The sequence below is a fragment of the Microcoleus sp. B4-D4 genome, assembly GCF_036705185.1.
Classification (GTDB): Bacteria; Cyanobacteriota; Cyanobacteriia; order Cyanobacteriales; family Microcoleaceae; genus Microcoleus.
In genome coordinates this window covers 30481-43956 of record NZ_JAUBTX010000009.1, presented here as the reverse complement: position 1 = coordinate 43956, position 13476 = coordinate 30481, and the positions used below count along the sequence as shown (strand labels likewise).

Here is a 13476-nt window from a genome sequence, read left to right as displayed (position 1 = left end):
TAAAGTTCGACGCCCTTTCGCAAAACCCTCCCTAAGATAGAAGTTAGGGGACGATCGGTCTAATAGCCGATTCAGGAGCAAGTGTCAAGCACTCCATCGAACCCAAATCCAGAGCCGCAAGACAGGGAGGTTATCGAAATCATGGTACAAGCGCCGACAGGAGAAACCCGCCTGGGCCCGATCGATCAGGTGCAAGCCTTAGACCGCGATTGCACGACTCTATCTCGTCACGTACTCCAGCAACTCCACAGCTTTTCAGCAGATGCTCAGGATCTCAGCGCGCTGATGAATCGCATCGGGCTCGCTGCCAAGCTGATCGCGAGGCGGCTCAGCAGAGCCGGATTAATGGAAGATGCTTTAGGGTTTACAGGGGCTGTGAACGTGCAGGGAGAATCCGTCAAAAAGATGGATATCTATGCCAATGAAGTGTTTATCTCGGTATTCCAGCAAAGCGGACTGGTCTGCCGCTTGGCTTCGGAGGAAATGGAAAAACCCTATTACATTCCCGAAAATTGTCCGATCGGGCGCTACAGTCTGCTCTACGACCCCATAGACGGTTCTTCCAATCTTGACACCAATCTCAATGTCGGTTCCATATTCAGCATCCGCAAGCAAGAGGGAGATGATGCAGACGGATCGGCCTCAGACTTGCTGCAACACGGACACAAACAAATCGCCGCGGGCTACGTGCTCTACGGCCCGAGTACCATGCTGGTTTATTCGATCGGGCAAGGCGTTCATTCCTTTACCCTCGATCCCAGTTTGGGCGAGTTTATTCTAGCAACCGAAAACATTCAGGTGCCAGACAGCGGCCCGATTTACAGCGTTAATGAAGGTAACTTCTGGCAGTGGGAGGAATCTTTGAGGGACTACATTCGCTACGTACACCGCAGCGAAGGCTACACCGCCCGGTACGGCGGGGCTTTGGTGGGAGATTTCCACCGGATTTTATTTCAAGGCGGCGTGTTTTTGTACCCCGGAACGGTCAAACAACCGGAGGGCAAATTGCGTTTGCTCTACGAATCGGCTCCTTTGGCGTTTTTGATGGAGCAAGCCGGCGGGCGTGCCAGTACGGGCATTCAAGACATCTTAGACGTAGTGCCGACCAAACTGCACGAGCGATCGCCCTTGATAATCGGCAGTAAAGAAAATGTAGCGATGGTGGAGTCTTTTATTCAAGATCGATCGCGCAATCCTAGAACAGTCCAAGAGTGAAGGACGTTCGGCAACGGATTGTGTAACGGAGGTAACCGATGTAACGCCGGGAAGGAAGCAAGAATGTTTTAATTCCCAGTTGCCAATTCTCAATTTCCAATTGCCAATTCTCAATTTCCAATTTCTAATTCCCAATTATCAAATATCAAATTGTAGGAGTTACAGTAATGACGGAAACAACAACGAATCACCTGTTAGAAATCAAAGACATTGGCCAAAGTATCTGGATGGACAATTTGACTCGCGATCTGATCGAGTCCGGCGAACTCAAACAGATGATTGAAAGTCGGGGACTGCGCGGGATTACATCTAATCCGGCGATTTTCGAGAAAGCGATCGCGGGTAATGTGATTTACGACGCGGATATCGAAGCGGGCATCCGGGCGGGCAAATCTGTCATGGAGATTTACGAATCTCTGGTGTTTGAAGATATCCGCAACGCTTGCGACATCTTTGCCCCGGTTTACGCAGAGTCGAAGGGTTTGGACGGTTACATCAGTATCGAAGTGCCTCCGACGATCGCCAACGATACAGAAAGCACGATTAGCGAAGCCATGCGCTATTACAAAGCCCTCGGCAAACAAAACGTGATGATTAAGATTCCCGGAACCGCTGAAGGGTTGCCGGCAGTCGAGCGAGTCATCAGCGAAGGAATTAACGTTAACGTGACTTTGCTGTTCTCGGTTGACAGCTACGTCGAAACCTTCTGGGCTTACATTCGCGGTTTGGAAGCGCGGGCGGCTAAAGGTTTGGATGTCAGCAATGTTGCTTCGGTTGCGAGTTTCTTCTTGAGCCGGATCGACATCAATATCGACGGCAAGATTGACGAGAAACTTAAAAATGTCACAGATATTTCCACAAAAGCTAAACTGGAAGCGGTGAAGGGGAAAGTTGCGATCGCCAACGCCAAAGTAGCTTACCAGAAGTATAAAGAGATCGTAGCGAGCGATCGCTGGCAAGCTTTAGCAGCCAAAGGAGCGAAAGTGCAGCGCTTGCTGTGGGCTTCCACCAGCACCAAAAATCCCAACTACAGCGATGTCATGTACGTCGATGAACTGATCGGCCCAGACACCGTTAACACTTTGCCGCCGAACACCGTTGAAGCTTGTTTCGACCACTGCGATGTCGCACCCCGGATTGAGAACAATGTTGCAGAAGCTTACACCCTGATCGAAAGTCTCAAAGATCCCGACATCGACATCAACTTGGACAAAGTGATGGCAGACTTGCTCTTGGAGGGGATTGAGAAATTCGTCAGCCCGTTCCAATCCCTAATGGATTCCTTGGAAGAGAAAGTGCAGAAGCTCGCACCCGTCGCTTAGGCAGATATCTGTATCCTGAAAGGCAGAAGCATTGAGGAGTCGGAATAGATAATTGTTTTGGTTCCTAAATGCTGATTTTTAAATCCTCTCTAGGAATTTTGTGTCCAATTGGACACAAAATTCCTAGAAAAAAAAATCTAGTCTGTCCTCTAGCAGGAATCTCGCCAGAACTCCAAATCGAATTCTCCATCTCCCACCGCTGAGGCACTACTATGCAGATTACCAATACTCTAATAGAGAGCGAGTATGCCACCGCCCAACTTGATGTCGCTGAACAAAGGAGGCTTCAAGAACTCGAATCAATTGTGGAACATGGACTTCAGACATTTTACGAAGTCGGAAAAGCCCTTGATGAGATTCGCGAACAAAAACTGTACCGGGAAACCCATAAAAGTTTTGAGGCTTATTGCCAACAGAAGTGGGGTATAGCAAGGCGGACAGCTTATCGATTTATTGACGCCGCCAAAGTAATGGATAATTTGTGTCCAATTGGACACAAAATTCCTACAAAGGAAAATCAAGTCCGTCCTTTAGCAGGACTTCCGCCAGAGCTACAACTCGAAATTTGGCAAGAGGCGTTGGAGTCATCGCCCAATGGTATGCCTACTGGTGCAGCAGTTCAGCGCTTGGTTGAACAGCGATTTCCATCACTAGGAAGTGGGAGAACTCATAAAGATGGTGATTCAGAGATAGAGAAATTGCGATCGGACAATCAGCGCCTTAGAGAGCAAATCCGAGAGCAAAACAGAGAGAGGGATCGCCGTGCTGCATCTGTGGCGTTGGAATTGGAGCAACTTCGAGCCGAAAACAGGCAGTTGAAAGCTGAACTGCGGCAGCGGGATAAAGATTGGGAAATCCGTCTGGCCGTTGAGAGAATAAAAATTAGAGAGGAAGTTAGGGCTGAACTCAGGGAGGAAATCAGGGCTGAAATCAAAGCCGAATATGAAGGGCAAATTAATTCCCTCACTCAGCAACTAGCGGAAATGACAAAAAACTATCAAGCTGTATTAGCCAGACTCACAGCTTTAGAAGGAGCAAAATAAAAAATGGTAACGCTACTTGAAAACCCGCTGCGGGTCGGTTTGCGAAAGGAACGGGTGCCGGAACCACAAATTCTGGTCATCTTCGGAGCTTCTGGGGATCTCACCCAGCGCAAACTGGTACCAGCAATTTATCAGATGAAGCGCGATCGGCGTTTGCCACCGGAAACTACCGTCGTAGGTGTGGCCCGCCGCCCTTGGAGTCACGATTACTTCCGAGAGCAAATGCGCGAGGGCATCGAAGAATTTGGCGGCGGTATTGCCAATGAGGAATCGTGGCAAGATTTCGCTAAAGGTTTGTACTACTGTCCGGGTGACATTGACAACCCCGAAAGCTATCAAAAACTCAAAACTTTCTTAGCCGAACTCGACGAAGAAAGGAGAACCCGCGGCAATCACATATTTTATCTGTCAGTTTCCCCGAATTTTTTCCCAGAAGCAATTAGGCAACTGGGCGCGGCTCAAATGCTGGTTGACCCAGTAAAACACCGCTTGGTAATTGAAAAACCCTTCGGCCGCGACTTGAGTTCGGCAAAAGCTCTCAACCGAGTCGTGCAGCAGGTTTGCCAAGAACAGCAAGTTTACCGGATCGACCACTATTTGGGTAAAGAAACTGTTCAGAATTTAATGGTGTTCCGGTTTGCTAACGCGATTTTTGAACCCCTGTGGAACCGACAATTTGTCGATCACGTACAAATTACAGTTGCAGAAACAGTAGGCGTAGAAGACCGGGCCGGTTACTACGAATCCTCTGGGGCTCTGCGGGATATGCTGCAAAACCACTTGATGCAGATTTTCTGTCTGACGGCGATGGAACCGCCGAACTCGCTCGACGCTGACAGCATCCGCACCGAAAAGATGAAAGTTCTGCAAGCAACTCGCTTGGCAGATTTGAATAATTTGGACTTCTCAGCGATTCGGGGTCAATATTCCGCAGGTTGGATGAAGGGCAAACAGGTGCCGGGGTATCACGATGAACCGGGGGTTGCAGCCAACTCGACGACGCCAACTTTTGTGGCGATGAAATTTATGATTGATAACTGGCGCTGGCAGGGAGTGCCTTTTTACCTGCGAACCGGCAAACGGTTGCCGAAAAAAGTTAGCGAAATTGCGATTCAGTTCCGCGAAGTGCCGCTGTTAATTTTTCAGTCCGCAGCCCAACAAACAACTCCTAACGTTTTGACGATGCGGGTGCATCCGAATGAAGGAATTTCGCTGAGGTTTGAGGCGAAAATGCCGGGGCCGGATTTGCGGACGCGGACAGTGGATATGGATTTCAGTTACGGTTCTTCCTTTGGCGTGACATCTTCGGATGCTTACGATCGCCTGTTAATTGATTGTATGCTGGGCGACCAAACTTTGTTTACCCGTTCTGATGAAGTGGAAGAAGCTTGGCGGGTGGTAACGCCGGCGTTGATGGCTTGGGAATCGTCCAACGACCAAGATTTGGTTCCTAAATACGAAGCGGGTACTTGGGAACCGACGGAAGCAGAACTGCTAATTAACAGAGATGGCCGCAAATGGCGCAGACTTTAAGAGTCAGTTGTCAGTTGGCAGTTGGCAGTTGGCAGTTGGCAGTTGGCAGTTGGCAGTAGTCAACAGTTAACAGTTAACAGTTAACAGTTAACACTCAACAGCTAACAATTCCCTAATGACCAATTCTCTAATGACCAATTCCCTAATGACCAATTCCCTAATGACTAATGACTAATAACTAAGGACTAATAACTAAAAACAAAGGAGAGAAGATTTATGACGATGACACCGATGAAAGCTCCACCTCTGGTTTCGCTGCAAAGTCCTAAAGATGTGTCGATCGACCAAATAGAGGCCGAATTGAGTCAAATTTGGGAAAGTTACAGAGACTCTGGTTCAAAGGGCGATGTTCCGATCGCTAGTAGGGCAACAACTTTTACCTTTATAGTCTACGAACCGGAAGAAACTCAGCAGTTATTGGCGGATCTGGGGTTTTATGACGGGCCAGTGGACGGTATTACTGGGCCGATGACGGCATCTAGCATCAGGGCGGCTCAAAAAGCTTACGGGCTGCCGAGAACAGGCAAAGGTAACGCTGAATTGCTGGCGACTTTGCGGGAAGAAGTGGCTCGCAAAAATTCAAAAGGCGAGGAGATGGGATCTAGTGGTTTGGGTTCCGGGGGTTCGGGCGTGGCTGATGCGATTGTGGCTGCCAATCCGTGCCGGATTATTGCTCTGTGCCCGACGGCGGGGGAAGATACGGGGGTGCAGGCTCAAGTGGCTGCTTACTGTCCGGTGCACAAGCGCGGGAGCGGCAATCTGATCTGCTGCGAGTATATTACGCTCAGGGGTACGGAAGCTGCTTTGGAACGGGTGAGCGGCATAGTGACGGCGCTGACTATCCCTGATTTGCCGACGCTGCTGTGGTGGAAGGCGAATCCCGATGCCGATCGAGGTTTGTTCCAGCGGCTGGCGGCAGTTAGCAGTTCTGTGATTGTTGACTCTAGCAGCTTTGCCGAGTGTGAAGCCGAATTGCTGTTGATGCAAAGCCTGATCGAAGAGGGAATTCCGATCGCGGATCTCAATTGGCGTCGGCTGGCCGCGTGGCAGGAGTTGGCTGCTGAGGCTTTTGACGCCCCGGAACGTCGCGCGGCGATTCGGGAGATCGATCGGGTGACGATCGATTACGAACAGGACAATTCTACTCAAGCGCTGATGTATTTGGGCTGGCTGGCGAGTCGGCTTCAGTGGCGTCCGGTTGCTTTCAAACAGGAAGAGGGCGATTACCACATCAAGCGAATTAAATTTGCGGGGCCGGACGAACGGGTTATCGAAGCCGAATTGGCTGCTATTCCTACTGCTGATTCGGGCGATGTCGCGGGCGATTTGATTGCTCTGCGTTTGAATTCTACAAACGAAAATGCTGACTGCGGTACGGTTCTGTGTTCGGAAGATGGTGGCTGTATGCGGATGGAAACCAAGGGTGGCGCTCAAACCGATCGGTTTAACCAGGTGACTCCTCTGTTCGATCAGGTGACAGAACAGTTGCTGGGCCAGCACTTGCAGAGTTGGGGCCGAGATGTGCTTTACGAAGAAAGTTTGGCAGTGACGGCCGGGATGCTGAAGTTGTCAAGAAGTTAGTAGTTAGTAGTCAGTAGTCAGTAGTCAGTAGTCAGTAGTTATTAGTCAGCAGTCAGTAGTTGTACGTAGCGACAAATCCCAAAGTCGTTAGTTGCCATCGCTCTTTCGGATATTTGGGGGAAATGTATATTTGGCTGTGGGGTAATTGGTAATTGGGAAAAAGGTAATTGGCGATCGATTCGGGACTCATTACCTATTACCAAACATTAGATTAACCGATCACCAAAAGTTCAGGAGAGCCGTTGCTATCTAATGACTGTTGACTGTTGACTGTTGACTGTTGACTGTTGACTGTTGACTGTTGACTGTTGACTGTTGACTGTTGACTGTTGACTGATGACTGATGACTGGATTTTACAATTGGGATGTTACCGGATTTGATATGACTGCTGACTAATGACTAATAACTAATAACCACTAACCAATAACCACTAACCAATAACCAATAACCACTAACCACTAACCAATAACCACTAACCAATAACCACTAACCACTAACCAATAACCAATAACCACTAACCAATAACCAATAACCAATAACCAATAACTAATAACCAATAACTAATAACCAATAACTAATAACCAATAACTAATAACTAATGACTTTAGTAATTGCTGGCGAACGCAGCGGTGCGGGAAAGACTACTGTAACGATCGCACTTTTAGCTTATTTAATCCGCCGCGGCTTGAACGTGCAATCTTTTAAGGTAGGCCCGGACTACATCGATCCGATGTTTCATGCTTTTGTCACCGGTCGCCCCTGTCGGAATTTAGACCCGGTATTAACGTCTGAATCTTATGTAAAACAGTGTTTTGAGCGTCATATTCAAGATGTCGATTATGCCTTAGTTGAAGGGGTAATGGGGCTATTTGATGGAGTTTCTCAGAAGAAGGAAGAAAGAAGTTCGGCAACGGATTTTGTAGCGGATGTAGCGGATGGCTTGAAGGTGGGGAAAGAAGAATTAGATTATTCTGTTGCTTTTGCTTCTACGGCTCATGTTGCTTGTTTGCTGAATTTGCCGGTATTGTTTGTGATAGATTGCAGCCGGCTTTCTGGTTCTGTGGCTGCGATCGCCCACGGTTTTCGTTCTTTTAACCCAAATCTTAATTTCGCTGGTTTGGTGTTGAATCGGGTGGCTAGCGATCGACATTTGGAACTGCTTACTGATGCTCTAAAACCGCTCAATTTACCTATCTTGGGCGTTTTGCGTAGGGATGAGGCTGTTACTATTCCCGATCGACATTTGGGCCTGATTCCTGCTGAGGAGTTGCCGAATCTTCATGCTGCGATCGATAAGTTGGCCGATTTGGCTGCTGTTAGTTTTGACTGGGATCAACTTTTGCCTTTGTTGGCTGCGACTCGAAATGAGGGGGGTGAGGGGTCTGAGCAACTTTCGGGCAGATACAGTCTCCCTTCGGGAATTATAACTCAAAAAGATGATGTTGTCAACTCTTTGGGAAAACAATTTGGGGTGAGGATTGCAGTTGCGCGCGATCGGGCTTTTAATTTTTACTATCAGGACAATCTTGATTTGTTGGAAGAGTTGGGTGCAGAGTTAGTATTTTGGAGCCCGCTTGATGATGCTGTTTTTCCTGACAATGTGCAAGGGTTGTATTTGGGCGGCGGTTTTCCCGAAGTTTTTGCTGAGAAATTGAGCAATAATGTTTTAATTCGGGATGCTGTCAGAAGTGCGATTTTTTCGGGAATGCCGACTTATGCGGAGTGCGGCGGTTTGATGTACTTGTGCGATTCTATTGTAGGCTTCGATGGCAATTCTTGGCAAGGGGTGGGTGTTTTGAAAACTGCTGCTGAGATGGGAAAGCGTTTGACGCTGGGATACCGGGAGGCTGTGGCGGTGAGGGATAGTTTGGTGTTAAATGCTTTTGATGCGGTTTGGGGTCATGAGTTTCATCGATCGCATTTAACTGTTGAACCGACTAATCCAGTTTATCACAGTTGGAGGTACGGGAAGCGGGGGGAAGTTGAGGCGGTTGCTGAAGGTTGGGGGGTTTGTCAGGTGCACGCTTCTTATTTGCATTTGCATTGGGGTGCTCGCCCTGATATTCCGGCTCGTTTTTTGCAGCAGTGTGCTGAGTTTGATTGTAAGGGTGTTTTGGGCGATCGGACTTAATTAATATTTTTTTTGACGAACCGCGAAGACGCTAAGGGCGCTAAGGAAGAGGGGAGAGCATTCTGCTGATGCGTTATTGTAATGGTATTTTAGACGATCGAGAAAGCTAATTAGATTTTTTTTATTTTATTAACCGCAGAGGACGCTGAGGGCACAGAGAAGAGAGAGGGTTGCTGTATTAGAATGTTTTTGATGAATGCTGGGAGGGGCTGTTGGGATTTATGAGTGTATTGATTTCGACTAGGCGGTTATTGGCGCAATGGGTGACACCGGAAAATTTTCGGAGTTACGGTCAAGTTATTTTTGCGAGTGTTGATGGTAAGTCTTTTGATGCTGAGGATGCTCAATTAAGTTTGCAAAACGGTATTCCTAAATTTTACATTATGCGGTTGTACGAGAACGATCGCAAGTTTGGTAAAATTACTCGGCACGTTGAATGTACTCAGTGTTTGGGTTCTCTGGATGGGAAGAGTTGGTTGATGGCTGTTGCGCCTCCTGGAAATAGCGATAAACCGAGTTTGGAGGATATTGTTGCTTTTCGGATTCCTGGCAGTTGTTTTATTAAGTTAGAGGTGGGAACTTGGCACGCTGGGCCTTATGTTGAGGCGGATTTTGTGGATTTTTACAATCTTGAGTTGAGAGATACTAATGTGGTTGACCATTTCAGCTTTGATTTTGTGAAGCATTACAATCTGGAGTTTGAGATTGTCTGAATAAACTCACATATTGGATTTAATAAATGACGGTCGTACTTACTAGGAACCAGTAGGTAAATAGGCTATTTTTGAATAAAAGTAGAACAGAGTTATGCGCCAATGTCGTTTGTTTGGTGCGGGCGATCGCCAAATGGTAATATTGCGATCGATGATGATGTCGTGTCTAGTAGATTGTGGGAGTTCTGATGGGTTGGTAGTGCGGACGACTGTCCGTTCTCTTGTCGCGCACGGTCGTCCGCACTACCAACCTTTTTTGTGACGGTAATCGACCGATTTTATCTGATACAAGGCTGGACTGTGGCCCCTCATCTCGGAACTTAGTTAACGCGAAATTAACATTCAAAGCAATTTAGTTGTTCCTCTATTTGTAAAGTAGCATAACTTTAGTTATTAGGATAATCTTTGTGCTTTGAATTTGATACAAATTTTGCAAATATTGCGATATTTTTTATAGTTAATTTTTTGATTAATGTCACTTTACAATGTCGTAATATCACCGATTCTAAGCGCCGACAGTGAGGCAGGTTAAGGAGTTGTAGCAACATGACTTTGACGCAAGTTTGGGATGCCACGGCGCGCAATATCCGTGGTACACTTTGGCAAATGCTAATATATTGGATATCGCTCACAGGATGGTTGATATTTTTAAAATAACGGAAATGTATGAACTAAAATCTTGTTTGAGCATAGTAAATTTTATGGTAGTAAACTTTTATAAATTTCCGAGGAAATCTACGAAATTAATGTGGAAAAATCTGCTTACTTATACGAGGGCATCAGGATGTGTGCGGGAGTTCGGTATGTAATTTTGGGCAAGTTGCTGGCGGAAACAGTATCAGCTAAAATTTCTTTTCATGATATTTGACAAATTACATTAGAAACTGTTAAATTATGACTCTAGGTGCTATTCCCGATGAAAGTCCGAGAAATTTGGTAGAACAACTGCTGCTGCAAGATGCTAAGGCTGGTAATTGCATAGTGATTCATTGCGGTACAGATAGATTATTGGGAGATGCGCCGAGACTGATTGCTGTTTATGGCGGGAATGCTGAAGACTGGGATAAAATGACAAGTATTGAGGCTTTTGAAATTAATGGAGCTTCCGTACAAGTCCATTGGTTTCGGAACAGTCAGACTCTTCAAGATGTGGAGTTTAAGTTCAAGCGACAGTATCCCAAAACAGCCCCTAAAAATCTGTAGGTAATCAAGTTATGAAAATTCGTTGTATTGCTAAGACTGGTGAATCTCTTCCTGAAGAATATATAGATCCGCCACGCGGTTACACTAGAAAGGTTGAGTTACCGCTAACTATAGGCAAGGAATATGTTGTTTATGCTATCCGAGAATGGAAAGGGACTATTTGGTACTACATCTGCAATGATAATTATAGCTATTATCCCATCCATAATCCGGCGCCGATGTTTGAAGTGGTTGACAGCAGAATTTCTAAGTATTGGCGGTTTGAACTTTCGCCCAATGGCTTGTTAATGATAGCTTTTGAGCAGTGGTTTACTGACCCTTATTTTTATGATAAGCTAACGGATCAGGAAGAGGCGGAGGTTGAGATTTTTGATAAGGTTAAGGAATTGATGGATGCTGAGGATTTTGCTTTGCCTCCGCTGGATGTTGCAGTTGAGAAGTTGCGGCAAACTGTCAGTGTTTGAGTGGGAAAAGTGCGAGAGTCACTTTATTTTGTTAACCAGCTTGACTCAGATAGCTTGAAATGGTATCAAATAGGAATCAGCAGAATTTGGTGAAATAAAATGAACGAAAAAGATGAAATCAAGAGAAGTTATGAGATACTAGACGGCGAGGATGATGTTTTGTTATTGGGTAAAGCTACTTTTACGGTGCGCCGATTGAAAGAGCTAGCGGCTAGCCAGTTTAGGAAGATACTTGATATTAGGATTAAGGATGGCCTGGTTGATTTTTCTGACATGATGAGAGAGCTACAGATTAATGAAGAAACGCAAATTATGGGAGGGAATATAAACTGGAAAACCTCTCAACAAGGAATCGATTGTCAACTTCTCAAAATTGGTTCTAAAGGTTGGCAAAAAGGAAAGATTCAAATAGAAATTAATGGAGGTTTAGAATTTTCTGGGAAAACGCAGACATCTATAAAGTTTTTCCCAGATGAACCACCAAAGCAAAAATCGCCTTTAGATGATATCAGACAATCCGAGGAATACAAAAAACTGAGCAATAACAACTGACTGCCCGATCGCCATTACAATACAATAGTCGATCGCACACCGCTACACTTCTCAGGAAAAATAAAATATGGTAAATATAGAAGAATATGTCGATCGCACGGCTGAACTGATAAACTTACCCTTAGACCCGGAACATCGTCCAGGCGTTGTGGTAAACTTCGAGAGAATAGCTGCGATCGCCAGACTCGTTACCGAATTTCCGCTGCCCCACGAAATGGAAGCTGCACCAGTATTTCAACCTTGATTTTTAACCGCAGATGAACGCAGATGAACGTAAATTTTTAGCACAAGCGGATGCAGTCGCCACAGCATCGGCGGTTAAAAGTGGTAAAATTACAGCGACAGCGGTTGTGACTGCGGCATTAGAACGAATTGCCGATCGAGATAACGTCCTCAATTGCTTTACTGCAATCACCGCCTCAAGCGCACTCGCAGCAGCCGAAAATATAGATAATTCGATCGCAAATAACGAAAATCCAGGCCCTTTAGCAGGCGTTCCCTTCGCTGTCAAAAACCTGTTCGACATCAGCGGAATTACTACCCTAGCCGGGTCAAAAATCAACGCTGACAATCCTCCGGCTACCCAGGACGCGGCGGTGGTCGCCCGACTCAAACAAGCCGGTGCAATCCTCGTGGGTACGCTCAACATGGACGAGTACGCCTACGGTTTCGTCACGGAAAACAGCCACTACGGGCCGACTCGCAATCCCCGCGATACTGCGCGCATCGCCGGCGGTTCCAGCGGCGGTTCCGCAGCAGCAGTCGCCGCCGGTTTTGTACCCATCACTCTCGGTTCTGATACTAACGGTTCCATCCGCGTACCGGCTGCTTTGTGCGGTGTCTTTGGGTTTAAGCCTACTTACGGTCGTTTGTCGAGGGCTGGGGCTTGTTTATTTTCGAGTAGTTTGGATTGTGTGGGGCCGTTTGGGCGATCGATCCGAGACATCGCGCTGCTGTACGATGTCCTGCAAGGCCCTGATTCTCGCGACCCAGTTTGCACTCAACGCCCGCCAGAACTTTGTTCGCCGCAGTTAAATCAAGGCATCGAAGGATTGCGAATTGCTGTTGCTGACGGGTATTTCGCCACAGGGGCCGAACCGGAAGCAATGGAGGCTGTAGAAATAGTTGCTAAAGCCTTGACAAATGTTTTAAATTGTGGTATAAGCACAGAAAAAACAACAAACCCCCCAAAAATAGGGGGGCTTGCAACTGTCAGCATACCGGAATCCGATCGCGCCAGGGCTGCGGCATTTATCATTACCGCCTGCGAGGGGGGAAACTTGCATTTAGACAATTTGCGATCGCGCCCTCAAGACTTCGATCCTGCCACGCGCGATCGCTTTTTAGCGGGAACCCTGATCCCTGCGACTTGGTACTTGCAAGCCCAAAGATTCAGACAGTGGTACCGCGATCGAATTCGCGAAATATTCCAACAAACAGACATCATCCTCGCACCCGCCACCCCGATAGCTGCCCCTGAAATTGGCGTCGAGAAAATGGTAATAGCCGGACAAGAAATCTTAGTGCGTCCCAATCTCGGACTGTTCACCCAACCCCTATCATTTATTGGCTTGCCCGTTCTTTGCGTGCCCGTACAGCGGCCCGGCGCTTTGCCCTTGGGGGTACAAATTATTGGTGCTCCCTACAGCGAAGCGGTGATTCTCCGAGTCGCTGCGGTACTAGAATCGCAAGGCATTATATCTGCCGAATCAATTTAG

13 protein-coding genes are annotated in these 13476 nt (G+C 47.0%); all 13 read left to right on the top strand.

What is annotated here, in order from left to right; all coding sequences use genetic code 11:
- Positions 1 to 141: 141 nt before the first annotated feature.
- Positions 142 to 1215, top strand: coding sequence for a class 1 fructose-bisphosphatase (fbp, locus tag QUB13_RS10410; protein WP_333380530.1), 1074 nt, complete (start codon positions 142 to 144; stop codon positions 1213 to 1215).
- Positions 1216 to 1382: 167 nt separating this feature from the next.
- Positions 1383 to 2537, top strand: coding sequence for a transaldolase (gene tal, locus QUB13_RS10405; protein WP_333380421.1), 1155 nt, complete (start codon positions 1383 to 1385; stop codon positions 2535 to 2537).
- Between the two features lie 212 nt (positions 2538 to 2749).
- Positions 2750 to 3580, top strand: a complete 831-nt coding sequence (locus QUB13_RS10400) for a hypothetical protein (protein WP_333380420.1) — start codon at positions 2750 to 2752, stop codon at positions 3578 to 3580.
- A gap of 3 nt (positions 3581 to 3583) precedes the next feature.
- Positions 3584 to 5113, top strand: a complete 1530-nt coding sequence (gene zwf, locus QUB13_RS10395; RefSeq protein ID WP_333380419.1) for a glucose-6-phosphate dehydrogenase — start codon at positions 3584 to 3586, stop codon at positions 5111 to 5113.
- 216 nt (positions 5114 to 5329) lie between these two features.
- Positions 5330 to 6694: a glucose-6-phosphate dehydrogenase assembly protein OpcA gene (gene opcA, locus QUB13_RS10390; protein WP_333380418.1), complete on the top strand. Its 1365-nt coding sequence runs from the start codon at positions 5330 to 5332 to the stop codon at positions 6692 to 6694.
- Positions 6695 to 7293: 599 nt separating this feature from the next.
- Positions 7294 to 8826, top strand: coding sequence for a cobyrinate a,c-diamide synthase (locus QUB13_RS10385; RefSeq protein ID WP_333380417.1), 1533 nt, complete (start codon positions 7294 to 7296; stop codon positions 8824 to 8826).
- Positions 8827 to 9047: 221 nt separating this feature from the next.
- Complete coding sequence (locus QUB13_RS10380; protein ID WP_333380416.1) at positions 9048 to 9539, top strand: ureidoglycolate lyase; 492 nt, start codon at positions 9048 to 9050, stop codon at positions 9537 to 9539.
- Positions 9540 to 9633: 94 nt separating this feature from the next.
- Positions 9634 to 9801, top strand: a complete 168-nt coding sequence (locus tag QUB13_RS10375; protein WP_333380415.1) for a hypothetical protein — start codon at positions 9634 to 9636, stop codon at positions 9799 to 9801.
- Between the two features lie 632 nt (positions 9802 to 10433).
- On the top strand, positions 10434 to 10742 hold the full coding sequence (locus tag QUB13_RS10370; RefSeq protein WP_333380414.1) for a hypothetical protein: 309 nt from the start codon (positions 10434 to 10436) through the stop codon (positions 10740 to 10742).
- Positions 10743 to 10753: 11 nt separating this feature from the next.
- Positions 10754 to 11206, top strand: coding sequence for a hypothetical protein (locus QUB13_RS10365; protein ID WP_333380413.1), 453 nt, complete (start codon positions 10754 to 10756; stop codon positions 11204 to 11206).
- Positions 11207 to 11305: 99 nt separating this feature from the next.
- Positions 11306 to 11758 carry a KGK domain-containing protein gene (locus QUB13_RS10360; protein WP_333380412.1) on the top strand — a complete coding sequence of 151 codons (453 nt, stop codon included), beginning with the start codon at positions 11306 to 11308 and terminating at the stop codon, positions 11756 to 11758.
- Positions 11759 to 11825: 67 nt separating this feature from the next.
- Complete coding sequence (locus tag QUB13_RS10355) at positions 11826 to 12002, top strand: DUF4089 domain-containing protein (protein ID WP_333380411.1); 177 nt, start codon at positions 11826 to 11828, stop codon at positions 12000 to 12002.
- A 13-nt stretch (positions 12003 to 12015) separates the two neighbouring features.
- The gene (locus QUB13_RS10350; protein ID WP_333380410.1) at positions 12016 to 13476 is read left to right on the top strand and encodes an AtzE family amidohydrolase; all 1461 of its coding nucleotides are present in this window, start codon (positions 12016 to 12018) and stop codon (positions 13474 to 13476) included.

What these genes read in the sequence shown, in the direction of transcription:
- QUB13_RS10370 (WP_333380414.1), top strand. Translation starts at nt 10,434, where the DNA reads ATGACTCTAGGTGCTATTCCCGATGAAAGTCCGAGAAATTTGGTAGAA.
- QUB13_RS10360 (WP_333380412.1), top strand. Translation starts at nt 11,306, where the DNA reads ATGAACGAAAAAGATGAAATCAAGAGAAGTTATGAGATACTAGACGGC.
- tal (WP_333380421.1), top strand. Translation starts at nt 1,383, where the DNA reads ATGACGGAAACAACAACGAATCACCTGTTAGAAATCAAAGACATTGGC.
- QUB13_RS10400 (WP_333380420.1), top strand. Translation starts at nt 2,750, where the DNA reads ATGCAGATTACCAATACTCTAATAGAGAGCGAGTATGCCACCGCCCAA.
- opcA (WP_333380418.1), top strand. Translation starts at nt 5,330, where the DNA reads ATGACGATGACACCGATGAAAGCTCCACCTCTGGTTTCGCTGCAAAGT.
- QUB13_RS10355 (WP_333380411.1), top strand. Translation starts at nt 11,826, where the DNA reads ATGGTAAATATAGAAGAATATGTCGATCGCACGGCTGAACTGATAAAC.
- QUB13_RS10350 (WP_333380410.1), top strand. Translation starts at nt 12,016, where the DNA reads ATGAACGCAGATGAACGTAAATTTTTAGCACAAGCGGATGCAGTCGCC.
- QUB13_RS10375 (WP_333380415.1), top strand. Translation starts at nt 9,634, where the DNA reads ATGCGCCAATGTCGTTTGTTTGGTGCGGGCGATCGCCAAATGGTAATA.
- QUB13_RS10365 (WP_333380413.1), top strand. Translation starts at nt 10,754, where the DNA reads ATGAAAATTCGTTGTATTGCTAAGACTGGTGAATCTCTTCCTGAAGAA.
- QUB13_RS10380 (WP_333380416.1), top strand. Translation starts at nt 9,048, where the DNA reads ATGAGTGTATTGATTTCGACTAGGCGGTTATTGGCGCAATGGGTGACA.
- QUB13_RS10385 (WP_333380417.1), top strand. Translation starts at nt 7,294, where the DNA reads ATGACTTTAGTAATTGCTGGCGAACGCAGCGGTGCGGGAAAGACTACT.
- fbp (WP_333380530.1), top strand. Translation starts at nt 142, where the DNA reads ATGGTACAAGCGCCGACAGGAGAAACCCGCCTGGGCCCGATCGATCAG.
- zwf (WP_333380419.1), top strand. Translation starts at nt 3,584, where the DNA reads ATGGTAACGCTACTTGAAAACCCGCTGCGGGTCGGTTTGCGAAAGGAA.